Source organism: Oleiagrimonas sp. MCCC 1A03011, assembly GCF_003267965.1.
GTDB lineage: Bacteria > Pseudomonadota > Gammaproteobacteria > Xanthomonadales > Rhodanobacteraceae > Oleiagrimonas > Oleiagrimonas citrea.
Genome location: NZ_MSPY01000002.1, coordinates 607,021 through 633,742 on the forward strand (window position 1 = coordinate 607,021; position 26,722 = coordinate 633,742).

22 protein-coding genes are annotated in these 26,722 nt (G+C 64.6%); 9 read left to right on the forward strand and 13 right to left on the reverse strand.

Translation table 11 applies throughout. The features are described 5' to 3' along the window. Positions 1 to 48: 48 nt before the first annotated feature. The 5 genes from BTJ49_RS06370 to gshB all read right to left on the reverse strand — a co-directional run bounded on the left by BTJ49_RS06370 (position 49) and on the right by gshB (position 3,915). Positions 49 to 975 carry an aspartate carbamoyltransferase catalytic subunit gene (locus BTJ49_RS06370; protein WP_113064500.1) on the reverse strand — a complete coding sequence of 309 codons (927 nt, stop codon included), beginning with the start codon at positions 973 to 975 and terminating at the stop codon, positions 49 to 51. Between the two features lie 70 nt (positions 976 to 1,045). Beyond that, complete coding sequence (ruvX, locus tag BTJ49_RS06375; protein ID WP_113064501.1) at positions 1,046 to 1,474, reverse strand: Holliday junction resolvase RuvX; 429 nt, start codon at positions 1,472 to 1,474, stop codon at positions 1,046 to 1,048. Then, positions 1,471 to 2,034: a YqgE/AlgH family protein gene (locus tag BTJ49_RS06380; RefSeq protein WP_113064502.1), complete on the reverse strand. Its 564-nt coding sequence runs from the start codon at positions 2,032 to 2,034 to the stop codon at positions 1,471 to 1,473. Before BTJ49_RS06380 ends, ruvX begins: the two co-directional genes overlap by 4 nt. Positions 2,035 to 2,101: 67 nt before the next feature. Then, the gene (locus tag BTJ49_RS06385; protein WP_240601750.1) at positions 2,102 to 2,971 is read right to left on the reverse strand and encodes a TonB family protein; all 870 of its coding nucleotides are present in this window, start codon (positions 2,969 to 2,971) and stop codon (positions 2,102 to 2,104) included. After that, positions 2,968 to 3,915 carry a glutathione synthase gene (gene gshB, locus BTJ49_RS06390; protein ID WP_113064503.1) on the reverse strand — a complete coding sequence of 316 codons (948 nt, stop codon included), beginning with the start codon at positions 3,913 to 3,915 and terminating at the stop codon, positions 2,968 to 2,970. Before gshB ends, BTJ49_RS06385 begins: the two co-directional genes overlap by 4 nt. Positions 3,916 to 4,341: 426 nt before the next feature. On the opposite strand from gshB, the gene pilG reads away from it, so the two are divergent. The 7 genes from pilG to BTJ49_RS06425 all read left to right on the forward strand — a co-directional run bounded on the left by pilG (position 4,342) and on the right by BTJ49_RS06425 (position 16,626). Beyond that, positions 4,342 to 4,743, forward strand: coding sequence for a twitching motility response regulator PilG (pilG, locus tag BTJ49_RS06395; protein ID WP_304598390.1), 402 nt, complete (start codon positions 4,342 to 4,344; stop codon positions 4,741 to 4,743). A 29-nt stretch (positions 4,744 to 4,772) separates the two neighbouring features. Beyond that, entirely contained in the window at positions 4,773 to 5,138 is a 366-nt protein-coding gene (locus tag BTJ49_RS06400) for a response regulator (RefSeq protein WP_113064505.1), read from the forward strand. A 12-nt stretch (positions 5,139 to 5,150) separates the two neighbouring features. Next, positions 5,151 to 5,693, forward strand: coding sequence for a chemotaxis protein CheW (locus BTJ49_RS06405; protein ID WP_240151581.1), 543 nt, complete (start codon positions 5,151 to 5,153; stop codon positions 5,691 to 5,693). A 34-nt stretch (positions 5,694 to 5,727) separates the two neighbouring features. Next, positions 5,728 to 7,752, forward strand: coding sequence for a methyl-accepting chemotaxis protein (locus BTJ49_RS06410; protein ID WP_113064507.1), 2,025 nt, complete (start codon positions 5,728 to 5,730; stop codon positions 7,750 to 7,752). A 192-nt stretch (positions 7,753 to 7,944) separates the two neighbouring features. Beyond that, positions 7,945 to 14,193, forward strand: coding sequence for an Hpt domain-containing protein (locus BTJ49_RS06415; RefSeq protein ID WP_113064508.1), 6,249 nt, complete (start codon positions 7,945 to 7,947; stop codon positions 14,191 to 14,193). A gap of 7 nt (positions 14,194 to 14,200) precedes the next feature. Then, positions 14,201 to 16,156, forward strand: coding sequence for a chemotaxis protein CheB (locus tag BTJ49_RS06420; RefSeq protein WP_113064509.1), 1,956 nt, complete (start codon positions 14,201 to 14,203; stop codon positions 16,154 to 16,156). Beyond that, positions 16,153 to 16,626, forward strand: coding sequence for a chemotaxis protein CheW (locus BTJ49_RS06425; RefSeq protein WP_113064510.1), 474 nt, complete (start codon positions 16,153 to 16,155; stop codon positions 16,624 to 16,626). The genes BTJ49_RS06420 and BTJ49_RS06425 overlap by 4 nt, the downstream gene beginning before the upstream one ends. A gap of 32 nt (positions 16,627 to 16,658) precedes the next feature. Here BTJ49_RS06425 and BTJ49_RS06430 read toward each other — a convergent pair whose 3' ends face one another. Beyond that, a complete protein-coding gene (locus tag BTJ49_RS06430; RefSeq protein WP_113064511.1) occupies positions 16,659 to 17,393 on the reverse strand; it encodes a 16S rRNA (uracil(1498)-N(3))-methyltransferase in 735 nt (244 codons plus the stop codon). 63 nt (positions 17,394 to 17,456) lie between these two features. After that, the gene (locus BTJ49_RS06435) at positions 17,457 to 19,568 is read right to left on the reverse strand and encodes a glycosyltransferase (protein ID WP_240601751.1); all 2,112 of its coding nucleotides are present in this window, start codon (positions 19,566 to 19,568) and stop codon (positions 17,457 to 17,459) included. 149 nt (positions 19,569 to 19,717) lie between these two features. Here BTJ49_RS06435 and mrcB point away from each other — a divergent pair, with 149 nt between their 5' ends. Both mrcB and BTJ49_RS06445 read left to right on the forward strand, forming a co-directional pair. After that, the gene (gene mrcB / locus BTJ49_RS06440) at positions 19,718 to 22,036 is read left to right on the forward strand and encodes a penicillin-binding protein 1B (protein ID WP_240601752.1); all 2,319 of its coding nucleotides are present in this window, start codon (positions 19,718 to 19,720) and stop codon (positions 22,034 to 22,036) included. Further along, positions 22,036 to 22,548, forward strand: coding sequence for a tetratricopeptide repeat protein (locus BTJ49_RS06445; RefSeq protein WP_113064514.1), 513 nt, complete (start codon positions 22,036 to 22,038; stop codon positions 22,546 to 22,548). The genes mrcB and BTJ49_RS06445 overlap by 1 nt, the downstream gene beginning before the upstream one ends. A 100-nt stretch (positions 22,549 to 22,648) precedes the next feature. Here BTJ49_RS06445 and BTJ49_RS06450 read toward each other — a convergent pair whose 3' ends face one another. The 6 genes from BTJ49_RS06450 to BTJ49_RS15470 form a co-directional block, all read right to left on the reverse strand. Beyond that, a complete protein-coding gene (locus BTJ49_RS06450; protein ID WP_113064515.1) occupies positions 22,649 to 23,056 on the reverse strand; it encodes a GFA family protein in 408 nt (135 codons plus the stop codon). Positions 23,057 to 23,384: 328 nt separating this feature from the next. Next, entirely contained in the window at positions 23,385 to 23,777 is a 393-nt protein-coding gene (locus BTJ49_RS06455) for a DUF4260 domain-containing protein (RefSeq protein ID WP_343125521.1), read from the reverse strand. A gap of 44 nt (positions 23,778 to 23,821) precedes the next feature. Further along, positions 23,822 to 24,220 (reverse strand): hypothetical protein, encoded by a 399-nt coding sequence (locus BTJ49_RS06460; RefSeq protein WP_113064516.1) that lies wholly within the window; start codon positions 24,218 to 24,220, stop codon positions 23,822 to 23,824. Positions 24,221 to 24,278: 58 nt separating this feature from the next. Beyond that, positions 24,279 to 24,647, reverse strand: coding sequence for a VOC family protein (locus tag BTJ49_RS06465; protein ID WP_113064517.1), 369 nt, complete (start codon positions 24,645 to 24,647; stop codon positions 24,279 to 24,281). 122 nt (positions 24,648 to 24,769) lie between these two features. Further along, positions 24,770 to 25,117, reverse strand: a complete 348-nt coding sequence (locus BTJ49_RS06470) for a carboxymuconolactone decarboxylase family protein (RefSeq protein WP_206098373.1) — start codon at positions 25,115 to 25,117, stop codon at positions 24,770 to 24,772. Between the two features lie 454 nt (positions 25,118 to 25,571). Continuing rightward, entirely contained in the window at positions 25,572 to 26,519 is a 948-nt protein-coding gene (locus BTJ49_RS15470) for a hypothetical protein (protein WP_146742290.1), read from the reverse strand. Between the last annotated feature and the right edge of the window lie 203 nt (positions 26,520 to 26,722).

The following is a 26,722-nucleotide window of genomic DNA, read 5'->3' on the forward strand; positions in this document are numbered from 1 at the left end:
ACAGTGACAGCCGTAATGGGCCATTCGGCCTAGCCAAGGCCCGGTGGATCAGCGTCCGAGCACCTCGGCCAGGACGGCCATGCGCACGAAGACGCCGTTGCCGACTTGTTCGAGGATGCGCGATTGGGCGCCGTCGGCCACCTCGGGTGCGATCTCAATGCCGCGGTTGATCGGGCCGGGATGCATGACCAGGCAGCCCGGCGCGGCGCGTCCGAGGCGAGCGCTGTCGAGGCCGTAGCGTTCGAAATAGGCGGCTTCATCCGGCAGCAGCGTGGCCGCCATGCGCTCCTTCTGCAGACGCAGCATGATGACCACGTCGGCGCCTTCGACGGCGGCGTCGAAATCCTCGGTGAAGTGTCCCTGCGGAACTTCGTGGGCATCCGGGAGCAGTGATTCCGGGCCGCACAAACGCAGTTCGCGCACACCCAGAGTGGTCAGTGCGTGGATGTCCGAGCGCGCCACGCGCGAGTGGCGGATGTCGCCGCAGATGGTGACGGTGAGTTGGCTGAAGTCCGGGCGATGCTGGCGGATGGTCAGTGCGTCGAGCAGGCCCTGGGTCGGATGCGCGTGGTTGCCGTCGCCCGCGTTCACCACGGACACGCCGCTCATGGCGTGACGCACCATGAATTCCGGCGTGCCGGTCTCGCGGTGGCGGACGATGATCGCGTCCAGATGCATCGCCTCCAGCGTGTGCAGGGTGTCGAGCAGGGTCTCGCCCTTGTTGGTCGACGAGCGGGCGATGTCGAAGTTGACCACGTCGGCGCCCAGCCGGCGTGCGGCGAGCTCGAACGAGGTGCGTGTGCGCGTGGACGGCTCGAAGAAGAGATTCAGCACGGTGCGGCCATGCAGCAGGTCCAGCTTGCGCGTGCCGTGCAGGCTGGCGTCGCGCATCCGGTCGGCGCGGTCGAGCAGGCGGGTGAGGCAGGCGCGGTCGAGGTGGGCCAGCGAGATCAGGTGGTGAAGACGCGTGCTCATGGGCATCCGGGCGGGCGAGGTCGGCACATTGTAGGCGTGTGCAGCGCGACTTGCAGCGTCGAGAGCGCGCTCAGTTCTCGTAGGCTCCGTGCAGCCAGTGTTCGAGGATGACCGCGGCGGCGTCGGCGTCGATACGCTGGCCGTCGCGACGGCGCCTGTGGCCGGCAGCGCGAGCATCGGCGAAGCGTCGTGCCGCCTCTTGCGAGCTGTTGCGCTCGTCGCACATGTGTGGCGTCAGGCCGTAGCGCTTGCGCAGGCGGTTGCCGAAATCGCGTGCGGTACGGGTCATCGGCTGTTCGCCGCCGTCCAGCGTGAGCGGAAGGCCGACGATCAGGTGGTCGGGCTGCCATTCACGGACCAGGCGGTCGAGCTTGGTCCAGTCGGGATCGCCCTTGCGGACGTCGATCACGTCCAGCGGGCGTGCGGTGAGGGTGAGGAGATTGCCGACCGCGACGCCGATCATGCGCGTGCCGACATCGAAGCCCAGCACGCAGCTCATGCGTGGCCGGCGTAACCGGTGAGCTGCGTTGGATCGACGCCGACCAGACCGGCGGCGTCGATCCAACGTTCCTCCAGCGGCGCGTCGAAGACGATGCGCGCATCGGCCTCGACGGTCAGCCAGGCGTTCTCCATCAGTTCGTTCTCGAGCTGGCCGGGATCCCAGCCGGCGTAGCCGAGTGCGACCACGGCGCGGGACGGGCCTTCACCGGCGGCCATGGCGACCAGGATGTCGCGCGAGGTGGTCACCGACCAGGCGTCGTTGATGCGGTAGCTGGATTCCCAGTGTCCTTCGTCGGTATGCAGCACGAAGCCGCGCTCGGGCTGGACCGGTCCGCCGAGCAGAACCGGCATCTCGGCCACGCGCGGTTCGTCGCATTCCAACTGCATCTGTGCCAGCACGTCGCCGAGGCTGAATTCGGACAGACGGTTGATCATCAGGCCGATGGCGCCGTCCTCGCCGTGCTGGCAGACCATGGCCACCCCGCGCGTGAAATGCGGGTCGGTCAAGGCCGGCATGGCGATCAGGAACTGGCCGGCGAGGGTGTGTGGGCTTTCCATGGCTGCATTGTAGCGGGCACGAACATAAAGCGCGTCGATAAGACGCGTTCAATTTTCGTCGTCCGTGTCAGTGGGTCTGCAGCGTGCCGCCGTGCAGGAACTGGTAGGTGCGGGTGATGTTGAGCTCGTCGTAATGCTCGCCGGTACGTGGAATCGGCGGGAACGGCGCGGCCATACGCACAATGCGCATGGCGGCATCGTCGAGCACCTTGCGGCCGGAGCTTTCGATGACCGCAATGCGCTTGATCGAGCCGTCGCGTCGTAGCACCACAGTCAGGATCAGGCTGCCGCTGTAGCGCCCGGTGCGGGCGGCATCGGGGAAATTCAGGGTGCCGACGCGTTCGACGCGCGAGGCCCATGCCTGCATGTACGCGGCATAGGCGTACTGGCGCGTGCTGGAGTTGATGTATTTGATCTTCGGCCGTTTGGCCAGTTTCGAGCGTTCGGCCCGGATCTGCGCCGCCAGGCGCGCCATCTCCAGGCGGCGCTGGATGGCCACGCGATCGCGTTGCAGATCGGTCTGCGGGTGCGCATGCCGGTCGGTGCTGCTGGCTACGTGCTGCGGCGAGTTGCCGGTGGTGGTGATCCGGTGCGTCTGGCTGGCCTCGCTGGGTGCGGGCGCGGAGGGCTTGATCGGGCGTGGCGCGATGCCCGGGTCGGGCTTGGGCAGCGGCGTCGAGAACGGTTGCGAGGGGCGGTGCGCCTGGTCGCTCTCGCCGCCGCCCTGGTTGTTGGCCTGGGCCAGGAAGTCGGCCTTGTCCGGGGCTTTCTGGTTGGCGGTGTTGAGCAAGGTGACGTCCAGCGCCGGCAGTCGCGCCTTGGGTTTGGGGTAGGCGAAACTGATGCCGAGCACGACCAGACCGTGCAGCAACAGGGAGAACAGGAGCGTGGCGCCGAGCATGTCGGCGCTGCCGGGCCCGCGCGCTTGGGAACTCACGTAAGGGTTTTCTCGATGGCGTCGAACATCAGGCCTGCAATGGTAAGCCCGAACTGCGCGTCGAGTTCGCGGATGCAGGTGGGAGATGTGACGTTGATCTCGGTCAGGTAGTCGCCGATGACGTCGAGACCGACGAAAGTCAGGCCGCGACGGCGCAGGTCCGGTGCGACCTGTTCCACGATCCAGCGATCGCGATCGCTCAGCGGTACGCCTTCGCCGCGGCCGCCAGCGGCGAGGTTGCCGCGGAATTCGTCGCCCTGCGGAATGCGCGCCAGCGCATAGGGCACGGGCTCGCCGTCGATTACCAGAATGCGCTTGTCGCCGGCGGTGATCTCCGGAATGTAGCGCTGGGCGATGGCCAGGCGGGTGCCGTCCTCGGTCAGGGTCTCCAGGATCGAGTTCAGGTTGGGGTCGCCGCGATGGCTGCGGAAGATGCCGCGGCCGCCCATGCCGTCGAGCGGCTTGAGTACCACCTGGTCGTGCTCCGAGACGAACTCGCGCAGCGTATCGGGGTCGCGTGCCACCCGCGTCGGCGCGCAACACTGCGGGAACTGCAGGGCATAGAGCTTCTCGTTGCAGTCGCGCAGCGATTGCGGGCGGTTGACCACGCGGACGCCCTCGCGCTCGGCCAGTTCCAGGACCATGCTGTCGTAGATGAATTGCGCGTCGACAGGCGGATCCTTGCGTTCCAGCACGATGTCGACATCGCGCAGTGGACGCCAGTCGGCGTTGCCCAGCGTGCACCAGTCCTTCGGGTCGTCGCGCACTTGCAGCGGCGCCATGCGCGCCCAGGCCTTGCCGTCGCGCACGGCCAGATCGCCCTGTTCCATGTAGAGCAGAGTGTGTCCGCGACGTTGCGCCTCGAGCAGCATCGCCAGCGTCGAATCCTTGGCAACCTTGATGGACTGGATCGGATCCATGAGAACGGCGACGGCGAGTGACATGGCGATTCCTGCGGGGGATATTCGTTGGGGCGGGTAGCTTGCCGGTCCGTGGCGACAGCAGGCAAGTCCGATCCAGTGTCGCATGCCCGCGTCGGGCTGGCCCCGATCCTGCAAAGAGGTTTTGTTGGCTTCGCGCACGCAAGAGCGTGCCCGAAGTCGTGAAAGTCTGGTAACGTGATCGGGGGTGACTGAAGCCTGAAAAGGGGTGGATGCACGTAAGGCTTTGGGCAACAAACGCTTGCAGCTTCAACTTGACAATTTTCGTAAACAAGCGTTAAACAGCCTAAGATCTGGCTGCTTCGTACGTATGGCGCCGTGTGGGGAACGCGGATCAGCTCGCGCGCGGAATGCCGAATCAGGATTTCAGCTGACAATCATGACTACGAACATTCCCGAGCCCTCGATCGGGCCGCAGGGGGGCGGTAAGTGAACGACTCTGTCGAAAAAGGCAGTCTGGCAGGGCTGCGCGTTATGGTCATCGACGATTCCAAGACCATTCGCCGCACCGCGGAAACCTTGTTGAAGAAAGAGGGCTGCGACGTGCAGACCGCGGTGGACGGTTTCGAAGCGCTGTCGAAGATCTCCGATCTGAAACCGCAGATCATCTTCGTCGACATCATGATGCCGCGACTGGATGGCTACCAGACCTGCGCATTGATCAAGAACAATCGGCAGTTCCGCGGCACGCCGGTCATCATGCTGAGCTCGAAGGACGGCCTGTTCGACAAGGCACGCGGCCGTATCGTCGGCGCCGAGCAGTATCTGACCAAACCTTTTACACGCGACGAATTGCTCGAAGCCATTCGTCGTCACGCCATGGCGGCGTGAGAACGGCATAGAGAGCAGCAGGGGCTTTCATGGCAAACATACTCATCATCGACGATTCCCCGACCGACGTGCGCGTGTTCACGATGCAGCTGGAAAAGGCCGGGTACCAGGTCTCCAGCGCCAACAGCGCGGAGGAAGGTATCGACAAGGTCAAGCAGGACATGCCGGACATGGTGATCATGGACGTGATCATGCCGGGCATGAACGGTTTCCAGGCCACGCGCATGCTCAATCGCGACCCGGCGACCAAGGACATTCCGATTCTGATCATCACCACCAAGTCGATGGAAACCGATCGCGTCTGGGGACTACGCCAGGGTGCGCGTGATTTTCTGACGAAGCCGGTCAGCGAGAAAGAGCTGCTGACGCGGATCGAGAAGCTGCTGGCCGCATAAATGAGCGAGGCGATGAACAACGCTGCATTCACGCCCTTCGAACAGCTGGCCGACTATGAGCGCCGCAGCTTGGCGCACGTGGCCGGTGAGCCGGAGCAGATCGAGAATCCGGGCCAGTGGCGCGGCATCTGCTTCCGTGTGGGCAAGCATCTGTTCGCCAGCAGCATTGCCGAAATCAGCGAACTGCTGGTCGCGCAGCCGCTCACGCACGTGCCCGGCACGCGCGAGTGGATGCTCGGTATCGCCAACGTGCGCGGCAATCTGGTGCCGGTGATCGATCTGGCCCGTTTCCTGTTCGATCAGCGCACTCAGGTCACTGATCGCAGCCGCTTGCTGCTGGTGCGCCAGCACGGCGGCAATGTTGCGCTGCTGGTGGACGAGATCGTCGGCCAGCGCAGCATTGGCGACGAGCATCGCGATGAATCGTACGTAGAAGAAGATGAGCGTATCGCCCGTTTCGTGAGCGACAACGCAACCGTAGGCGAGCAACGCATCGGCATGTTCAGCATGAACCGGCTGACGCGGGCTCCGGACTTTTTGCAGGCAGCGCTGTGATGCGCAATTCCATGTCGATGGGTGAGGTAAGGCTATGAGTACGACAACGGGGGGTACTGGTAAGGAGCGCAGCAACATCGGCGTGATCATCCTGCTTGCACTGATGATCATCATCGCGGCTGGCAACTTCTACCTGTTGAACCGCAAGAACAGCGAAGAGCGCCAGGCGGTGGCCCTGACCACCCAGATCCAGGTGCTCTCGCAGCAGACGGCGAAATACGCACTCGAGGCCGCCAGCGGCAACATCGACTCGTTCAAGGAATTGCAGTCCACGCGCAACGCCATCGACGTCGACGTGCAGCACTTGCTGAAGGGCGATGCGCAGAACGGCCTACCGGCCTACGGCGAGAACGCCATCACCACCCGTCAGGTGAAGTCCCTGAACAATGCCTGGGGCCAGCTGGATGGCGACATCAGCAAGATCCTGTCGAACCGCGGCCTGGTCGTGGATTCGGCGCAGAAGGCTTCGACCTTCTCGCAGCAGATGCCGGTGCTCAACTCGAGCATGGAGCAGGTCGTCAACATCCTGCAGCAGGGCGGCAGCTCTTCGCAGACCTACACGGCCTCGCGCCAGTTGGTGCTGGCTGACCGCATGATCCGCCGCGTGCAGGAAATTCTGCAGGGTGGCGAGAATGCGCAGGGCGCGGCCGATGGCCTGTCGCGTGACGCGCAGCTGTACGGCGCCGTGCTCGATGGTCTGATCAAGGGCAATAGCGACGTCGGCGTGCGCGCCATGAGCAATGCCAATGCGCGCAAGATCCTCGATGGCATCGAGAAGAAATGGACGGCGCTGCAGGATCCGGTAAACAAGCTGGTGTCCGCGGCGACCAACCTGCAGGCCGTGAAGGGAGCGGGCAACCAGGCTTCGCTGGACTCGCAGACCGTGCTGCTGCGCGCCAACGACGTGTCCACCGCCATCGGCAAGCTGCCCACTGCGCGTCTGTTCCCGAACATCTGGCTGGGCCTGATCGCCGCCGCCGGCGCCGTGCTGTTCGCCATCCAGTTGGTGTTCTCGCAGGGCCGCGAACAGAAGCGCCGTCTGCAGGTCACCAACGAGCTGAACCAGCGTAACCAGGAGGCCATCATGCGTCTGCTGGACGAGATGGGCTCGCTGGCAGAAGGCGACCTGACCGTGAAGGCCACCGTGACCGAGGACATTACCGGCGCCATCGCCGACTCGGTCAACTTCGCCGTGGAAGCACTGCGATCACTGGTGACCACCATTAACGAGACTGCCGTGCAGGTCTCGGCTGCCGCCCAGGAGACGCAGGCCACCGCCATGCATCTGGCCGAGGCCGCCGAGCATCAGGCACAGCAGATCACGTCCGCCTCGGCCGCCATTTCCGACATGGCAACGTCCATCGACCAGGTGTCGAAGAACTCCGCCGAGTCGGCCGACGTGGCCCAGAAGTCGGTGCAGATCGCATCGCGCGGTGCCGCCGTCGTGCGCGAGACCATCGAAGGCATGGACTCGATCCGCGACCAGATTCAGGAAACCTCGAAGCGAATCAAGCGACTGGGTGAGTCGTCGCAGGAAATCGGCTCGATTGTCGAACTGATCAACGACATTGCCGAACAGACCAACATTCTGGCTCTGAACGCCGCCATTCAGGCGGCCTCGGCAGGTGAGGCGGGCCGCGGTTTCGCGGTCGTGGCCGATGAAGTCCAGCGCCTCGCAGAACGTTCCGCCAACGCGACCAAGCGAATCGAAACGCTGGTGCAGACGATTCAGTCCGATACCAACGAGGCGGTCAGCTCCATGGAGCAGACCACCGCGGAGGTGGTGTCCGGTGCCCGCAAGGCCGAGGACGCCGGCACCGCACTGGGTGACATCGAACGCGTGTCGAACGATCTGGCCGAACTGATTAACGGCATCTCGGTGGCGGCGCGCCAGCAGTCCTCGGCGGCGACCAACATCACCTCGACCATGAACTCGATTCAGGAGATCACGTCGCAGACCTCGATGGGCGCGAGCCAGACGGCCGAATCGATCGGCAACCTGGCCCAGCTCGCCAACGACCTGCGTCGCTCGGTGGCCGACTTCAAGCTGCCTGCCTGATCGTCGCCGAAACTGCATTACGGAGGGGCTCGAACCAAGGCCGAACCCCCGCACAACATACGAACGAATCGCCGGGAACGTACCGGCGGTTCACGGAAACAAGCGTTGCGGAGGTGAAGGCATGTTCAAACACGTTGCAGGACCCAGTCCGGTGACCTGTCTGGAGCCTCGCCAAAGGGGGCGCGAGAGCGCATGAGACTAGAAGACGACATCGATTTCACCACGCTGAACTGGGTCAAGTCCGAGCTTGACGAAGCGCTGCAACGTGCGCGCGAGTCGCTCGAGGCCTATGTCGAGAACCCAGACAGCGGACTGATGCGCACCTGCGCCGAGGTCCTGCATCAGGTGCAGGGCACGCTGCGCATGGTCGAGCTGTACGGCGCGGCTATGGTGGTGCAGGAGATGGAGCAGCTGGTTGGTTCGCTGCTCGAAGACAAGGTCGAGAACCGTGACGACGCCTATGCGGCGTTGATGAGCGGTCTGGTGCAGCTGCCGGATTACCTGGAACGCCTGCAGAGCAGTCACCGCGACGTGTCCGTCGTGCTGCTGCCGCTGCTGAACGAGCTGCGCAGCAGTCGTGGCGCGGAATCGCTGCACGAGTCCGTCCTGTTCACGCCGAATTTGGATGCGCCGTTGCCATCCTCGGCGCCGGGCGTGCCGGTGCCGATGTCGCCGGAGGCGCAGAAACGCGCTGTGACCGAGTTGCGTCAGCAGTTCCAGCAGCCGTTGCTGGCCTGGTTCCGCGGCCAGGGCGGCAAGCAGAGTCTGGCGCAGATGCGCGACACCATGGATGCGCTGGCCGGCAAGTGCCACAGTGTGGCCGGTCGTCGTCTGTGGTGGATTACTGCCGGCGTGCTCGACGGCATGATCGAAGGCCATCTCGAGGAACACACGGCGGAGGTCAAGCAGCTGATCGGCCGCGTCGATCGTGCCATCCGCGTGCTCATCGACGAAGGTGAACTGGCGCTGGCCGATGGACATCCCGTGGAACTGGCGCGCCAGCTGCTCTATTACGTGGCGCGCGCCACTCCGGGATCGCAACGCCTGGCCGCGATCGGCCAGACCTACGGTCTCAACCACCTGCTGCCGGATGCGGCAGAGGTCGAACACGCCCGCAGCTCGATGACCGGGCACAACCGTGTCCTGCTGGACACGGTCTCGCAGGCCATCAAGGAAGACCTGTTGCGCGTCAAGGACGCGCTGGATCTGTTTCTGCGCCAGCCCGGCGGCGATCCGTCGCAGTTCTCCGGGCAGGCCGATCTTCTCGATCGCGTGGCCGACACCCTCGGCATGCTGGGGCTGAACGTTCCGCGGCGTGTCATCGGCGAACAGCGCCGCATCGTGCAGGACATCGCGTCCGGTTCGCGTCCTGCCGATGAGGAGACGCTGCTGGATGTGGCCGGCGCGCTGCTCTACGTCGAAGCGTCGCTGGACGACCACATCGAGAGCCTCGGTGCGGACGGCGCCCAGGGCGAGGACGAGGCGGACGAAGGGGATGTCGTCGGGACCATGCTGCCGCGCAGCGAGGCGCGCCAGGTCCTGGGGACGCTGATGCGCGAATCCGTGGGCAGCCTGGGCAAGGTCAAGGACGCCATCGTCGCATTCATCGAGTCGCCGTGGGATCACCAGCACCTCGAGGGCACGCCGGACACGCTCAGCGAGATTGCCGGCGCCATGCGCATGCTTGGCGAATCGCGTCCGGGCGAGCTGCTGGACGGCGTGGGCCGCTTCATCGACAACGAACTGGTCATCGAGAAGCGCATACCGACCACCGAACAGATGGACAAGTTGGCCGACGCGCTGGCTTCGCTGGAGTATTACCTCGAGGCCGCGCGTGATCGTCAGGGCGGCCTGGATCACATCCTCGATGTCGCCGAACAGGCGTTGCGCGACCTGGGTTACTGGCCGGTCCCGCCGCGGCGAGCGCCGGAAGAAAGCGTCGAACCCGAGGCGGAGATCGTCGAAGCGCCGGTTGCGGCAACCGATGCGCCGGAAAGCGCCGTCGTGCAGGACGAGAGCGAGCCGGGTGAAGAGCTGACCGAATCGGTCAGTCTCGCGCCGGGCGCAGACCTGCATGACCTCGTGGTCGGCGAAGCTCTTCAGGAAGAATCGCCGGGCGTGGACGTCACCGGTCTGCACCTGACCGACACCGAAGCCACCGGCACGCCGGAGAGCCAGGATTGGGTCGAGATCGAGGAAGAGATTGAGGAAGACGGCTTCGCGCCCGACCCTCTGGCAGCCGAGGCCGGTTTCCAGGGCACGGCCGATGAAATCGATGCCGAGATCCGAGAAGTCTTCCTGGAAGAGGTCGAGGAAGAGATCGAGGGTCTGCAGCAGCGTCTCGGCGACTGGAAGCAGAAACCCGATGCGCAGGATCAGTTGACGCCGATTCGTCGCGCCTTCCATACGTTGAAGGGTTCCGGACGTTTGGTCGGTGCGCGTGTGCTGGGCGAGTTCAGCTGGAAGGTCGAGAACATGCTCAACCGCGTGCTCGACAACTCGATCCAGGCCAATGCCTCCGTGGTCGGGCTGGTCGATCACGCCGTGACCGCGCTGCCGCAATTGCTCGGGGCCTTGCGTGGCGAGGCTGCGCCGACCGCGCCGTTGTCAAAGATCATGGACATCGCCGACCGTCTGTCGGCCGGCGAGTCGCTGGATGTCGAGGCCGAATTGAAGCCGTCGGGCGAGCGGGTCAAGCGCATCGTCAAGCGCCGCGTGCCGCGTGTGGAGGCCGAGGTCGAGGACATTCCGACCGCCGCCTTCGTCGATGCGCCGAGCGAGGACGTCACCGACGAAGCGGCTCCGGACGAAGACGTCATCGCCGTGCCGGCGCTGCCGCCGATGGATCCGGTGTTGCTGGAGATTCTCCGAAGCGAGATCGCGCAGCACCTGGACACGGTGCGTGCGGCGCTCGAAGCGGCAGGCGAGGGCGAGCTGGTCGTCGATGAACCATTGCTGCGCGCCGTGCACACCATGCATGGCGCCATCGCCATGGTCGAGGTGCCGCTGCTGTCCGAGGTGCTGTCGCCGCTGGAAGGCTATCTGAAGCGTTTGCGCGCCAGCGAAACGCCGATGCCGCGCGACGGTTGCGATGCCATGCGCGAGGCCGTGCAGGTCACCGAGCAGGTTGCCGCGCAGTTTGATGCATCCGAACCGCATCTGCCGGAGACGCACGCCCTGGTCGAGCGTCTGTGCGCACTGCGCGATGCCCTGGCCGAGCCGAACCTCGCGCACGTGGTCTACGGACTCGATCTGGAAGACGAAGTTCTGTCCGAGACCAGCGATGCGTCCGAGCGCGCCGCCGAGGAAGTCGCTCCGCCCGAAACGTCGGAGGAGGCCCGTGACGGGGCCACAGGCGAGACTGCGGACGAAACCACCGAGGAGGTGGCCAGCGAACCGACGACGGCCGGGACCGAGGAATCGGCCGCGGAGGTCTTCGACACGAGCGGCATCGAGGCCGAGATCGAATCCGCGCTCGCCGCGGAAGATTTCACGGGCATGATCGAGGCGGCGGAAGACGCGGATGCGACGTCCGCCGAAGAAGCGTCGGACGAGTCCGCAGACGAGCATGTGCTGTCGTTCGACGAGACGGACGCGATCACGCTGGAATCCGTGGACGAGCTGGATTCGTTGCCGGGTGACCACGTCGCCGAGTCCGCAGCGGAGGAAACCGCGAGCGAAGCCGCGCAGTCCGAGCCGGAGGCCGAGTCCGAATCTTTCGCCATCGACGACATTTCCGCCGAGGTAGGGGACGACGCTGCGGCTTCTGCCGAGTCGGCAGCGGATGCGCCGCCGGAAGGAGAACCCGAAGAGGCGGCATTCGAAGCAGAGTCCGAAACGGAATCCGAAACGGAATCCGAAACGGACCTGGTCTTCCAGGACAGCGAAGATGAGACGCCGGCTGTCGAGGCGTCCGAGTCCGATCGTGCGGAAACGGCCACGCCGGAACCCGCCGCAGCGACCGCCTCCGTTCTGGGTTCTCTGCCCGAGGACTATGCCTTCCCGGACGATCCGCAGCCCGAGGGCACGCTGGACAAGCCGGACCTCGACGCCGACCTGCTGGAAATCTTCATCGAGGAAGGACGCGACATCCTCGATCATTCCGACAGCGTCATGGCCAAGTTGCGTGAGGCGCCGCAGGCCCGCGAATACGTGGTCGACCTGAAGCGTGACCTGCATACGCTGAAGGGCGGTGCGCGCATGGCCAGCCTCGAGGAAATCGGCGGCCTGGGTCATGCCATGGAGACGCTGCTGGAAGCCGTCGATGCCGGACACGCCGACATGGACGCCGTCACCATCGAATCGCTCGAGCGCGGGTTCGATCGTCTGCATGCACTGGTGCAGCGTGTTGCCGGTGGCCAGGCCGTGGGCATGCCGAGTCGCGCCATTGCCTATTTCGAGGCCCTGGCCCGAGGTGAAAAAACGGTCACGACCGGCGACGAGGAGTCGGTCGAGGCTCCGAAGCCGTCCAGCGAGGAAATTTCCGCGCCGACCCCGAGCGAACCGGCCGAGACGCCGGTCCGAGACGAGAAGCCGGCACCGGCGCCCAAGCCGCCGCCGCTGATCGAGGAAGAGGAGCTGTCCCGCGCGCCGCAGGAGATGATCCGCGTTCGCGCCGATTTGCTCGACTCGCTGGTCAACTACGCCGGCGAGGTGTCGATCTACCGTGCGCGTCTGGAACAGCAGGTCAGCAGCTATCGCTACAACCTGGTCGAGTTCGAACAGACCGTTGCGCGTCTGCGCGACCAGCTGCGCAAGCTGGAGATCGAGACCGAAGCGCAGATCATCGCGCGCTACCAGCGCGAGAACGAGGAAGCCGGTCAGGCCAGCTTCGATCCGCTGGAACTGGATCGTTTCTCGCAGCTGCAGCAGTACTCGCGTGCGCTGGCCGAGTCCGTGGCCGATCTGGTCTCGCTGCAGACCATGCTCGACGACATCACGCGCCAGTCCGAGACGTTGCTGCTGCAGCAGTCGCGGGTAAGCTCGGAACTGCAGGAAGGCCTCATGCGCACGCGCATGGTGCCGTTCGATTCCATGGTGCCGACGCTGCGTCGCACGCTGCGTCAGGCATCGACCGAAGTGGGCAAGCGCGCGCAGCTGCGCGTGTCCGGCGCCCACGGTGAAATGGATCGCAACCTGCTCGAGCGCATGAAGGCGCCATTCGAGCACATGATGCGCAACGCGCTGGCGCACGGTATCGAGTCGCCGGACGAGCGCGCCAAGGTCGGCAAGCCGGCCGAGGGCACGGTGGCCATCGACGTGAGCCGCGATTCCACCGAGGTGCTGATCCGCGTGAAGGATGATGGAGCCGGTATCGATCGCGATGCGATCCGCCGCAAGGCCATCGAGCGCGGTCTGCTGCGTGAGGACGCCAAGCTGTCCGATCGCGACCTGTTCGGGTTCATCCTGGAAAGCGGCTTCTCCACCGCGCAGTCGGTGACCCAGCTGGCCGGCCGCGGCGTGGGCATGGACGTGGTCGCCAACGAGATCAAGCAGATGGGCGGTACGCTGACCATCGACTCGGAGCGCGGCACGGGCACGACCTTCAACATCCGCCTGCCGTTCACGCTGGCGGTGACCCAGGCCATCATGGTCAAGGTCGGCGAACTGACCTTCGCCTTGCCGATGACGTCCGTGCAGGGCGTGGCGCGCATCAGCCGCGAGGAACTGAAGCGCCGTCTGAGCGAAGAGAACCCGACCTTCACTTATGCGGGCGAGGACTACGGCATCCACGATCTGGCGCAGTTGCTGGATGTGCCGGCCGGCCACATCGGCGACGACATGCAGCCGCCGCTGCTGCTGGCGCGAAGCGGCGACCTGCGTGCCGCCGTGCGCATCGACAGCGTGATCGGCTCGCGCGAAATCGTGGTGAAGTCGGTCGGTCCGCAGATCAGCTCGGTCCCGGGCATCTTCGGTGCCACCATCATGGGTGACGGTTCGGTCGTGATGATTCTGGATCTGGCGCCGCTGGTGCGTCACGGCGTGGCGCTCAAGCAGCACGCCGAGGACCAGGACGAGGAGACGATCCAGGCGCAGCTGCCCACGGCGCAGTCCGAGCAGCGCGAGCATCCGCTGGTCATGGTGGTCGACGACTCGATCACCATGCGCAAGGTCAGCGGACGCATCCTGGAGCGCCACGACTACGAGGTCACCACGGCGAAGGACGGCATGGATGCGGTCGAAAAACTGCAGGAGCGCGTGCCGGACGTGATGTTGCTCGATATCGAGATGCCGCGCATGGACGGTTACGAGTTGGCGACGTACATGAAGAACGATGCGCGCCTGCAGGGCGTGCCGATCATCATGATCACGTCGCGCACCGGCGAGAAGCATCGCCAGCGTGCGCTGGACATCGGCGTCGAGCGCTACCTGGGCAAGCCTTACCAGGAAGCCGATCTGATCGCGAACATTCGCGAACTGCTCGGCGAATCCACTGAGTGAGACCGGCATGAGCGATACGAACTCCGCGACCAGCGGCCCGGGCGTCGCCCTCCTGTTCGAGGATGCCGACCTCAGCGCACACCTGCGTGAAGCGCTGAGGAATGCCGGTGCGCGGATCGTGCACGAAGGGCCGGCGACGAAGGCGACGCGAGAGGATCTGGCCGGCAAGGGTGCCGAAGTCGTCGTGGTCAATCTCGATGCTGCAGTGGAAGAGCATTTGGATGCGCTGTACGAGATCTTCGACGAGGACCGCCAGCGCATCGTGTTCAACGAGGCCGAGACCTCCAGCGGGCTGTCCGGCTGGGATCAGGCGCGCTGGGCGCGTCATCTCGCCGCCAAGCTGCTGAACGCGCACGACGTCGATCCGCCGCGTCCGGCCGAGGCACGGACGATCGAGGCGCATCCGACCGAGATGCTGTTGCCCGATGAAGCCATGCCCGAGGCGCCGCCGGCCGATGACGAGGTCCGTGATGAGGCCGCCGTGTCGGAAGCGCCCAGTGAAGCCGATTCCGAAGCATTGACTGCCGAACTCGAAGCCCTGTTGGCCGAGGATGGCGATCTGCTGGGTCAGCCCGACGGCGAATCCGGCAGCGTTGCCACGCCACAGTCCGGTATCCACCTGCAACTGGACGAGGAGGACGTCAGCCAGGCGGATCTGGAGGCCATCCAGGCGATTCCCGACGCCCAGCCCGCTGCGAGGACTTCGGCGGACGATGTCGAGACGCCGGATGCCGGCGCGGAGTCCGGCGTGACCGAGACCGTGGACATGAGCGGCGGCGTGGACTTCGATGTCAGCGTGGACGACGGTCTCGAGGATGCGTTGCGTGTATTCGACGAGGCGATGGCGGCGAGTGAGGAAGCGCCGGCACCTTCGTTCGATCCGGCCGAGCTGGGGGATGTCTCCGCAGCGCCGGAAGACGATGCGGGTTCCGTGGCGGGTGAGGACGCGTCCACGCCTCCGACTGAGCGCGATGCGCCGAAGGACATTGTCGTCGAGGACCGTCATGTCCAGGAAAAGGGCAGCCCCTATACGCTGCTCGATCTGGACGATCATCCCTCATCGGAAACCGTGTCGGTCGAAGCCTCCCGGGTCGAGCCGCCGAAGGCGCCGGACTGGGATCTGGTCGACTTCGACATGGACACATCCGCGACGCCTTCCGCCGCGTCGCCGTCCGACAAGACGGACACGGTCGATCCGTCAGAGTTCGGTATCGAGAAAATGTCGGCGTCGGATTATCTGGCGCCGGAATCGGAGTCGAATTCGAGCGAGGGAGTAGCGGACTTCGAGCCACGTTTCAGCCTCGAACTGGAACCGATCGAGCAGGCCATTGCGCCGAAGATGGCCGAAACCAGCGGGCACGAGATGATGCTGGATTCGCAGGGTGGAGACCTTCGTCGCGCCGTGGTGCTCGCTGCAGGCAGCAGCCCGGAGGCGCGCGAAAGCCTGCGCGAATTCGTCGCGGCGCTGAATCGCATGCCGGAGGCGGCGCTGATCGGCGTCGTGCATCAGCTGGCGGGTGACGATCTGCATGCGCTGGCGAGCGAACTCGATGGCGTCAGTCCGTTCCTGAAGGTGCGCGTGCCCGACAGTGTCAGCAAGGTGCGTCACGGTGAACTGCTGCTGGTGCCGGCTGGCAAGCAAGCTGCGTTGGAGCGGCATGGGCGCCTGCAGTTGCTCGATACCGCCGATCAACCGCTGGCCAACCCGTCGATCGATCTCAGCATGACCCTGGTGGCCCAGGAAATGGGCGCCGATGCATGGGCGGTGGTTCTGGCCGGCGACGCCATCGACGCGCTGGCCGGCGCGCAGGCCATCAATGATTGCGGCGGCCACGTGTGGGCACTGGACCCGGCCGATTGCAACGACAACACCATGGTTTCGGTCATTTGCGAAGAGCAGCTGGCGCAATACACCGGCACGCCTGCCGGGCTGGCTGCACGACTGCTCGAGGAATTGTCATGAATCAAGCGCTGCCACGCGAAATCCGGGGCGTTCTGATCACCGTCCGCGGTGGCCGACTTCTGTTGCCCAACGCCAGCGTCAGCGAGGTCATCACCATGTCCACGCCGGACGCGGTGGAGAATACACCTGACTGGCTGCTTGGACGCGTCAGCTGGCGCGGCTGGCGCGTGCCGCTGGTGTCGTTCCCGGGTCTGGTCGGTTGGCCAGAGACCGAGGGCGCGCTGAACTCGCGCGTGGCCATCATCAAGGCGTTGGGTGGAAACCCGCGTATGCCGTTCTTCGCCATGGTCACACAGGGCTTTCCCCGTCTGACCGCGCTCAGTGACGACGTCATTGTGCCAACGGGCGATCCGGACACCTTGCCCGAGGGCATCAGCACCCAGGTCATGGTGCGCGACGACGAAGCCTTCATTCCCGATCTGGAGTCGATTGAGCGCACGATCGCCGAAGCGCTCGAAGCCGACGAGTGATCCATCCGCGCCGGCGCAGCCGCGCGGATGCCCTACAGATCGCCGAAGTGCGCCTGCAAGGCCGTCAGGCCGACCAGGCCGGCCGTTTCCGTGCGCAGAACGCGCGGCCCCAGTTGCAATGCCTGGAATCCAGCGCTGCGCAGTGCCTCCAGGTCACGCTTGCCCCAGCCGCCTTCCGGGCCGACGGCCAGTATCGCTCCAGCGCCGGGGGGCTCCAGATCACGAGCACGCCGCCCGCGTTCGGGCAGCAGCGCCAGCCGCAGTGCGGCGACATCGGACAGCGATGCCAGCCATTGCGTCAGCGATTGCGCGGGTGCGATGTGCGGTAGCCGTGCGCGGCCGGACTGTTCGCAGGCGCTGACCGCGACAGACTGCCAATGCGAAAGGCGCTTCGCGGCCCGGCGCTCGTCCAGGCGCACCTCGCTGCGTTCGGTATGCAGCGGCATGATGTTCGTGACGCCGAGTTCGGTCGCCTTTTGCACGACCCAATCCATCTTCTCGCCGCGCGCGATAGCCTGGGCAAGAGTCAGCGGGAGCGGCGACTCGTTGGCGATCGGGTGGGCTGCATGTACCCGCACATCGGCGGTGCGCTTGCCGACGTTTTCCAGCACGCCTTCGTAGTCGTGCCCGTCGCCGTTGAACAGGGTCACGGCATCGCCGTCGCGCATGCGCAGCACGCGCACGGCGTGCTCGGCGGCGCCGTCGGGAAGCGCGAGGCTTTCGCTGACGGTCAGCGGTATGTCGACATGTAGGCGTATGCGTCGCATGGCGAAGACGGAGCGAGTGGTCGGGCTAAGCTAGCGCGTTTGACGCACCGGGAAAAGCGGGCGTCAGTTCAGCACGCGGCGCAGCGTTTCGGCGGCGGCCTCGGGTGAGAAATGCCGGCGCACATTTTCGAGTCCGCCATCGGACAGACGCAGCCACAGCGCTTCGTCATCGTAGAGCGCCAGCACGGCCGCGGCGAAAGCTTCGGCATCCTCGGCGATGGATACATCGACACCGTCGCGTAGTTGCATGCCCTCGGCGGCAATGGGCGTGGCGACGACCGGAAGTCCATAGCTCATCGCCATGTTCACCTTGCCCTTGACCCCGGCGCCGAACCGCAGGGGCGCGATCGACAGTCGGCATCGGTCCATGAAGGGCGAAAGATTGTCGACGCGACCATGCAAGGTGACCTGCGGACCGGAAAGTTCGCGACGCGCATCCTCGGGTGCATCGCCCAGCACATGCAGGTGCAGAGCGGGATTGTGCCGTTGCAGGCGAGGCAGGATCTCACGCACGAACCAGCGCACTGCGTCGGCGTTGGGCGGATGGCCGAAGCCGCCAAGGAACACAAGGTCTCGTCGCGCGGCGAAATCGCTGCGGCGGCCATGCACGTCGTGAATGTTGGAGAGCAGTTCGACGCGTGCCTGCGGCGCGGCGTCGGCCAGCAGGGCGCGTTCGACGGGGCTGACCACGAAGGTCACGTCGCTGGATGCGATCAGGCCCAGTTCCCTGCGGCGGGAGGCTTCGGCCTGACGCTGGAGTCCAGCGCTGCCGGCCACCGCTGCCGCACGTTCCTCGCGCAGGAAATGCAGGTCAACGGTATCGAACAGTACCTTCGCCTGCGGGGCGACGCGGCGCAGCAACGGCAGATAGGTGGCTGCGGTTCCGGCGCGACACAGCATGATTGCGTCGAGTTCTGCGCCATGGCGCTGCAGCCATTCGGGCAGGCGGCGCACCCAGGGTCGGCACAGCACCTGTACACCCAGCGCGCCCAGCGCATCGATCCGGTCCGCGGCAGCGTGACCATCGTCCGGGGCGAAGAGCGTCTGCCAGCCCATCGTGTGCAGAAGTCCGAATACGGCCGTGAGTCGCAATGAGCCGGAATCGCGCGCAGGGTCGGGCGTCATGGCGTCGATGACGAGCATTCGACCGCGCGCGTAACGGCGCAGGGCCGCATCGACACGCGTATGCGCGGTCGGGAAATCCTGCAGCGCCTCGCGATGGCGTTGCACGAATCGTTCGCGGTTACGCACCTGATAACGTTTGATGCCGCTCTCGGTGTCCGTGCCCGCGGTCACACCCTCGAAATGCACCACCAGGCTGGCCGGTTCGTATACGACACGCCGACCGGCCGCGCGTACCGCGAAGGCCAGGTCGGTGTCTTCGTAGTAGGCCGGCGCGTAGTCGCGTGCGAATCCGCCGACCTGCGTGAACAGCGCGCGCGGAATCAGCAGGCTGGCGCCGGACACATAGTCGACTTCGCGCCGGTAACGGAAGCGCGGATCGTCGCGGGATTCGAAACGACCGATGTTGTGGCAGCTGCCATCGGCGAAGACCAGTCCGCCGGCTTCCTGCAGGCGGCCATCCGGGTAGACCAGCCGGCTGCCGACGATGCCGCATTCGGGTTCTTCGCGCATGCACGCCAGCATCGCGTCGAGCCAGCCGGGCGTGACCTGGGTGTCGTTGTTCAGGAACAGAAGAAAATCGCCGCGCGCGGCCTCGGCACCGTCGTTGCAGCTGTCGACAAAGCCCTTGTTCTGTGCGTGCGTGACGATGCGGAGGCCGTCGATCTGCGGCAGGATCGACGCGGTGTCGTCGGGTGAGGCATCGTCGACGACGATCACCTCGAAGGGCGCCTCCGCGCCATGGCGGGCGAGCGAGCGCAGACAGGCCACGGTATGCGCGCACTTGCCGTGCACCGGAATGACGACCGAGACGCGGGGCGCCGTGGCGTCCACGGGCAGCGCGAATGGCGCGAACGGCGTGTCCAGCGGCGCGATGGGCAGCGTGTCGTCGCGTTCGGGGCGGCGGCGGAATTCCTGCGCGATACGCGCCACCGTGCCGTGCCAGCCGCGCTGGCCCAGACTCAGGCGCAGGCGCTGCAGCGTCTGCCGCCAGCGGCGCACTCGCCAGCCCAGCATCGCCGCCAGATTCCGGCCATGTTGTTGCCCGCGCATTGCCTCTCCATGCCTTTGCCGATCAGGCATTGTACGGGCAAATGGTCCGGCGTCCGTGTGTCGCCCAGCTGAACGGGCGTCGCGCAGAGTGCGACGCGGCCACGTACACTTGCGGAAACCGTTTCATTCCACCGATCACGAATCGCGCCTTGACTGCCTTCAAACGTACCCGATCCTTTTTTCGCGTCACCTGGCCCTGGTTGCGCGTTCCGTTCTGGCTCGGCCTGGGCGTCGGGATCGGCTTCCTGCTGCCCTACACCCTGATCCTGAACGCACGGGTGCAGGCGCGGTTCAACGACCTGGTGTTCTCGGTGCCCACGCGCGTCTATGCGCGACCGCTACCGCTGGCCGTCGGCGAGCCGATGAAGCCGGACGCGCTGAAACTGGAATTGACCTTCGCCGGTTACACCCACGACAAGCGGGGCCGAGTGCCGGGCACCTGGACCGGCGGCGGCGATCATTTCGTGATCTCCTCGCGAGGCTACGCCGGACCCGAAGGCGGCGAGCTGCCGCAGCGGCTCCGCGTGACGTTGTCGGGCGACACCATCCGTGCACTGACCCGCGTCGACAACGGGCGGTCCGTGAAGCTGGCGCATCTGGACCCGGCGCGCATCGCGACCCTGTACGGTGCGGAGCAGGAAGAGCGTCGCATCGTGCAGTTGAAGCAAGTGCCGGGATTGCTCGTCGCCGGTCTGCAGGCGGTCGAGGATCGCGACTTCAAGCATCACTTCGGCATCGATCTCAGCGCCATCGCGCGCGCGATGTGGGCCAACCTGCGCGCCGGCCAAGTCGTGCAGGGCGGCTCGACGCTGACCCAGCAGCTGGTCCGCAACCTGTTCCTGACCCGCAACCGCAACCTCGTGCGCAAGGTCAACGAGGCACTGTTGTCGATGCTGATCGAGGCGCACTACAGCAAGGGGCGCATCCTGCAGGCGTACATCAACGAAGTCTTTCTCGGCCAGCGCGGCAACCAGGCCGTGCACGGCTTCGCCGCCGCCAGCGAATTCTATTTCGGCCGTCGACTGCAGACCCTGCGACCGCAGGAGATCGCACTGCTGGTCGGACTGGTGCGCGGCCCGAGCTACTACGACCCGCGGCGTTTCCCGAAGCGCGCGCTGACCCGGCGCAATCTGGTCCTGCGCGAATTCCATACCACCGGCCTCATCAGCGAGGCGGTGATGAAGCACGCCCAGGCGCAGCCGCTGGGCGTGGTCGCCAAGCCGCAGCTGGCGCGCGACCGCTTCCCGGCGTTCATGGATCTGGTGCGTGCGCAGATCACCACCGATTTCGACGAGGAGACCCTGCGCAAGGACGGACTGTCGATCTTCACCACGCTCGACCCGGCCGCGCAGATCTACACCGAGAAGGCCATCGAACGCACGCTGGACGGCATGGGCAAGCGCGGCGACGATCTGCAGGCCGCGGCGGTCGTGACCGATGCGCACAACGGCCAGGTGCTGGCCATGGTCGGCGGGCGCGATCCGGGACAGCCGGGCTTCAATCGCGCGCTGGACGCACGGCGTCCGGTGGGCTCGGTCATCAAGCCGTTCGTCTACCTGGTCGCGCTCGCGCAGCCGCGGAATTGGTCGCTGGCGACGCCGTTGCAGGACGAGCCGGTCAATCTGCGGCAACCCAACGGCAAGGTCTGGTCGCCGCGGAACGACGATCATGTCGCCCACGGCGAAGTGCCGCTGGTCGACGCGCTGGTCAATTCCTGGAACCTCGCCACGGTGCATCTGGGCATGCAGGTCGGCGTGGACAAGATCCGGCGTTTTCTGGAGTCGTTCGGACTCAGCGGCGTGAACCCGAATCCGTCGCTGCTGCTGGGCGCCGTGGACCTTTCGCCGGCGCAGGTGGCGCACCTGTACCAGTATCTGGCCTCGGGCGGTCACGCGCTGCCGCTGCTGGCCGTACGCGGCGTGCTGAACGCACACGGCAAGACCATCAAACGCTACGAAGTGCGACCGGGGCAGGGCGAGTATCACGCGGCGGTGCAGCTGATCACCTATGCCATGCAGCAGGTCGCCGTGCGCGGCACCGCGCATTCCATCACCGACAGCGGCCTCGGCTGGCTGCATGCCGCGGGCAAGACCGGAACCAGCGACAAGCAGCGCGACAGCTGGTTCGCCGGGTTCACCGGCGACCGCCTGGCCGTGGTCTGGGTCGGTCGCGACGACAACAAGCGCACCGGACTGTGGGGATCGTCGGGCGCGCTCAAGGTGTGGCGCGAGCTGTTCCGCAAGCTGCCCACCGAGCCCCTGCAACTGGATGACGGCAGTCAGCTGCAGTACGCCTGGATCAATCCGCAGACCGGACACCAGACCGATGCGCAGTGTGACGATGCGCGGCGGCTGCCCTTCATCTCCGGTTACGCTCCGACCGAACACGATGGATGCTTCTGGCAGCGTGTCCGGGATGCGTTCCATCACGACGACGCGCGCAACTCCTCCGCCAACGGAACGCCGTGATGTCGAAGTCTGTCCGCCCCGTTCTCGCTTCCACCGTCGCCGCATGCCTGCTCGCCGCATGCGCGAGTGCGCCGCCCGCTCCGCCGCCGCCTTCGCCACAGGCCATCGTGGCTTCGATCCAGGCGGCGGGACGTCACGACGATTCGGCCCTGCGCGTCACGCCCCTGCGCGACGCGGGCACCGAGGCGCTGGTCGATCAGGCGCACAAGGACGCTGCATCCGGCCAGTACCCCGCGGCAGCGGCGCAGCTGGACAAGGCGCTGCAGGACGAACCGCATGCGCCGGACATCCTGCAGGACCGCGCCGAGATCGCCGTTCGACTGCAGCACTATGCCCATGCCGAACAGTTGGCGCAGGCGTCGTGGAACTACGGCCCCAAGCTGGGCGCCCTCTGCGCGCGCAATTGGCAGACCGTGCTGGAAATGCGCAGGCTGGCCCGCGACAGCGCGGGCGTCGCCAGCGCGCGTCAGCATCGCGATGCCTGCCGGGTGAAAGGCGTGGTCCGCATGTAACGCGGGCGATTCACGGCGCGTTGCCCGACGTTCCTCGCAACGCCGTCGTCAGCTCATCGTTCGGATTGCCTCTTCGCTGAGCACGCGATGCGCCGAAGTCTCAACCCGGCAGTCCCTCAAAAGCGGGCACATGCTCCAACTCCATGTCCCAGTTGGCCCGGCTACCCATCAAGATGTGGCCCTGGGGCCGAATCGGAACATCCGTCTCCAGGCTGCCAGCCGGGACAACGAGGAGCGTCTCGCGGCCATGCGTCTGCATGGTCGGCAACGCCGACCCGCATTGGCCGCAGAAGCTTCGGACGTGACGTGTCTCCGGAAGATGGAAGACCACTACGTTTTCCTCCCCGTTCAGCCAGCGCAGCGTTGCCGTGCGCGAGAACAGGTTGGCCGCGTGGGAAGAACCCGTGTCCCGGCGGCAACGGGAGCAGTGGCAGAGGAAGAAGTTCTCAAAAGACCCCGTGACTTCGTAGCGCACGTCGCCGCACAGGCAGCCGCCGTAGTGTTTCATGTTCGGTCATGCTCCGAGTTCGTGGATGGATGATATGTCCCGTCCGGGATCTTTCGAGCAAGGTGCTCGATCTCGTTCGGCAGGCCGACCCACCGAAGGATGTGCTCCTTGCGGACAGGCCGGTTGGAAGCAGGAAGCCCAAACTCCGCGCCCACGTAGAACTGGATGGCGCCGCCGCTGGGTGGCTCGTCCGTGGTGGAGCAGGCCGCCGCTCCGCAAGTCGCATGGAACCGGAATCGGGCGTGAGAACCTCATGAAGATCGAGTTCCAGGAAGCGAAGCGTACCTTGTGCCCGCGTCCCGTTGCGCGAGGCACTTTGCGTACAGGCTCAGCCACCGGTTCGTGCACGACCGATGCGGCCCAGGTGCGTGAAAGCGAACCCGTCCGAATACTTCAGGCCGTAGCCGAGTGCACGGTCGAAGCCGATGTGCGCGACCCAGATCAGGCCCGCCGTCACGAGCACGGGTAGCGACAGCAGCGCGCCTGCGGCCAGCGTCGTCAACGCGCCGACGAATGAATGCGCGAAGTTGTACGAAACCGCACCCGTCTCCGGACCGGCCAGATAACCGAGAAAGGACAAGTCCGGGGTGAGGAAGAACAAGGCAAACATGCCCCATCCGTGGTCGAAGTGGGCATAGGCCAGCACTGCGGCAGCAAGCGCGCATGCGCCTTCCGCACGGAGCAGGATTCGAACGCCACCGGATACAGCACCATTCACCACGTTTCTCCCGAGGTTCGGCGTTCGCGCATTCTAGGGCGCAGCAGTCATGGCAGCAACCCTCTGAATCGAGCCGCGAGATAGGGCGCGACGGCCGTGATCAGCAGAACCACAGGCCAGACATTGCCGTCCTTGAACGTGTACGCCTCGAGAAGGGCCGACCATGACTTGCCTTGAAGGCGTCCGAATGCGAACTCGAAAGTGAGCGTCAGGGCAAGCCATCCGAGTCCGACGCCGACAGCTTGCGGCCACCGAGTGATCTGCAGCCACGGTACGGCGAGCAGCGTGACAAGAAGGATCAGTACGGACAGCAGCAGACCGCTCAGGACAAGCCCTGGTGTCCGGCCGAGTCCGGGAACGAGGAGCGCTTCGCGGAGCATGCCGTTGGCGACCGCGAGGACCAGAATCATGAACCATATGGCCAGGGCCTTGATTGCGAGAATCATGGTCTCTCCTGTGATGGTCGTTGCGTGGAGGCTTGAGCCAGCCTACCCGGACCCGGCGTCAGTCCTCGGTCTCGTGGCACACCACTTCGATGTTGTGCCCGTCCGGTCCGATGACGAACGCGGCATAGTAGTTCCCGCTGTACTCCGGGCGCAGTCCCGGCGGGCCATTGTCCTTGGCGCCCGCCTCCAGCGCGGCGCGATGGAACGCTTCGACTTGCTGGCGGTTCTCGGCGGTGAACGCCAGGTGCAGGTGCGCGGGCCGCTCCTCGGTTCGACGGATGCAAAGCGAGGACTTTCCGTCCGTGCTGAGCTCGATGCCGAGCGGCCCCTCCGAGACGATGGCGATGCCGATGGGCTCGAGTGCCTTGAGAAAGAACGCCTTGCTCACCGCATAGTCGCTGGTTCCGAATACGACGTGATCGAACATGAGCCCTCCTGAAGCGCACTAACGCTTTGCGGGCCGAATCAACGGTCCGCTTTGAGGAGCGTCTGAGTACCATGCCGGGCGGCGTGAAGCAGCCGATGCCGGAGGGGGAAAGCCCCAGTACGCTAAACGCCCACTTCCAGATACTGGCTGAGAGCCTGCATCGCCTCGATGCCGTACACGACCGATGGGCCGCCTCCCATCAAAATGGAGACCGAGACCGTCTCGGCGATTTCCTCCTTCGTCGCGCCCGCTTTCAGGGCGTCATGGACATGGTAGGAAATGCACCCGTCGCAACGAACGGTGATCGCGATACCCAAGGCAATCAGTTCCTTGGTTTTCGGGTCGAGTGCCCCTTGCGCCAGGCTGGCGTCGTGCAAGGCACCGAATGCTTTCATCGAATCGGGGATGGCAAGACTGAGCGTTTCCATCCAGCGATTGAGTTCCTCAAAGTGCGCAGGAAAGTTCTTCACTTGATCCTCCGGTTCGTGAGGTGAGTCCATCCGTCAGGACAGGGGTATCTCGATGGTGCTCTAAATTCGCAGTTCATGCAGAGTATCGACAGAAATCCTGTCTATTGCCACATGTGGCCGCACATGGACGGATGTGGGAGCTCCGCATGTCAGCGCACCCGATTGAGCGGGCAGTTAGGCCGTGCTCGCTGTGCTAGGGGTGGATCTGTTGCACTGGAGGAGATCCCAGCGAGTGCCGTAGAGATCCTCGAACAATGAGGTCGCCGGGTGCGGTTTATACCCTGGTCCGCACCGGCCGTATTGGTGCAACAAGACCGTCTAAGGAAATGCAGTCAGGCATCTGAGATGTCTAGGAAACCCTGGGCGATTCAAGTGTTACCGCGAACGGAGTACGTGAGTTCCCTTGTTGCAATGCACTCAACCATTCCTTTGACCTGATGCCTAACGCTGGAAATCAGCGGCGCGGGTACCGCGCCGGCTGGATTGACTTGTTAGCAGGGTAGACTATAACTGACTGGTTTGGAACCGATAAATATGCTGCGGCATCTGGCGTAGCATATTCAAGGATCGTATTTGTACCAATACCTTGAAACGCCACTATCACGCCACTGAAGGCCGTATACCCCTTCGCTTTAGACCCGCTCTTTAATACATATTGTTTCGGTAGCAGCGCACTGTACGGCGCCTCCAGAAGTACCACGGAAGCATTCTTCCGGAGCCCAACGAAGCGCATGGAACTGTCCAGTAGAAGCCCAGACACCCCGCCCATGAATAGAGGTACCACACAAATCATGACTAAGGACATGACACAACCAAACCTAAGTTTTCCGGTATCGCGCCATACTGTGGGCATTGTGTTGCTAAGCGTAATAATTGGCGATTTATCCTTAGCTCTTGCTGCTTGTAGCTTCGTAGAAAAATCACAATATGCGGAGGCTAATATAGCCAAGCTGAATGCAGCCCCGAGCATCGTGATCCATGAACCGGGTTGCTTGGCGTTGAACCCATATACGATAATGACGCCGAGTAGACCTAGAACTAGATGCAAAATATTTGGTGATACGAGCTCTGGAATGGGTTGGTTGAGCTTGGTGACCTTCGTAGCTCTGCGACGCAAGCGCGCGGCCAAACGTATTAATGGCCTCAAGATAGGCGTTGTCCATAAACCTAAAGAAAGTAGGCACGAAATAAACATGCCGTAGACGATAGCAAATCCGCTGGCAAGAAATACTAGTATAATCGCGTCACCAGCAGATATGCCCGTAGGGAAGTAGTTTATTCGGTAGCAGTAAAATAGAAGACAAGCTCCCCCAATCATTATGCCGATCTTGAAAGCAAGCGCTGCCAACTTGGATAAATCTTCGGCGATGGCTAAAACAAACCTCCTTGTTTCCTCGTACATTGCCATATCCTGCTAACGCTTGAGTTAAGACGCCGACCGCTTGCGTAGCCAGTGGTCGGTCGGCTTGAATGAGTAAAAAGAGACTTCCCCTCCCTTCGGCCTCGAAGGCCATGATGGTGTTGCGACACAACCGTCAGCAGAAGAGGAAGTCTCCATGAACACTATAATCCTTGGCGTGGACTTGGCGAAGACCGCTTTTTCGG

Bases quoted from the DNA above. Each gene is read 5' to 3' on its own strand.
- BTJ49_RS06415 (WP_113064508.1), top strand. From the start codon at position 7,945: ATGAGACTAGAAGACGACATCGATTTCACCACGCTGAACTGGGTCAAG.
- BTJ49_RS06370 (WP_113064500.1), bottom strand. From the start codon at position 975: ATGAGCACGCGTCTTCACCACCTGATCTCGCTGGCCCACCTCGACCGC.
- BTJ49_RS15470 (WP_146742290.1), bottom strand. From the start codon at position 26,519: ATGTACGAGGAAACAAGGAGGTTTGTTTTAGCCATCGCCGAAGATTTA.
- BTJ49_RS06425 (WP_113064510.1), top strand. From the start codon at position 16,153: ATGAATCAAGCGCTGCCACGCGAAATCCGGGGCGTTCTGATCACCGTC.
- BTJ49_RS06380 (WP_113064502.1), bottom strand. From the start codon at position 2,034: ATGGAAAGCCCACACACCCTCGCCGGCCAGTTCCTGATCGCCATGCCG.
- gshB (WP_113064503.1), bottom strand. From the start codon at position 3,915: ATGTCACTCGCCGTCGCCGTTCTCATGGATCCGATCCAGTCCATCAAG.
- BTJ49_RS06450 (WP_113064515.1), bottom strand. From the start codon at position 23,056: ATGAAACACTACGGCGGCTGCCTGTGCGGCGACGTGCGCTACGAAGTC.
- BTJ49_RS06405 (WP_240151581.1), top strand. From the start codon at position 5,151: ATGAACAACGCTGCATTCACGCCCTTCGAACAGCTGGCCGACTATGAG.
- BTJ49_RS06410 (WP_113064507.1), top strand. From the start codon at position 5,728: ATGAGTACGACAACGGGGGGTACTGGTAAGGAGCGCAGCAACATCGGC.
- ruvX (WP_113064501.1), bottom strand. From the start codon at position 1,474: ATGAGCTGCGTGCTGGGCTTCGATGTCGGCACGCGCATGATCGGCGTC.
- BTJ49_RS06445 (WP_113064514.1), top strand. From the start codon at position 22,036: ATGTCGAAGTCTGTCCGCCCCGTTCTCGCTTCCACCGTCGCCGCATGC.
- BTJ49_RS06420 (WP_113064509.1), top strand. From the start codon at position 14,201: ATGAGCGATACGAACTCCGCGACCAGCGGCCCGGGCGTCGCCCTCCTG.
- BTJ49_RS06465 (WP_113064517.1), bottom strand. From the start codon at position 24,647: ATGTTCGATCACGTCGTATTCGGAACCAGCGACTATGCGGTGAGCAAG.
- BTJ49_RS06400 (WP_113064505.1), top strand. From the start codon at position 4,773: ATGGCAAACATACTCATCATCGACGATTCCCCGACCGACGTGCGCGTG.
- BTJ49_RS06435 (WP_240601751.1), bottom strand. From the start codon at position 19,568: ATGCGCGGGCAACAACATGGCCGGAATCTGGCGGCGATGCTGGGCTGG.
- BTJ49_RS06430 (WP_113064511.1), bottom strand. From the start codon at position 17,393: ATGCGACGCATACGCCTACATGTCGACATACCGCTGACCGTCAGCGAA.
- BTJ49_RS06460 (WP_113064516.1), bottom strand. From the start codon at position 24,220: ATGATTCTCGCAATCAAGGCCCTGGCCATATGGTTCATGATTCTGGTC.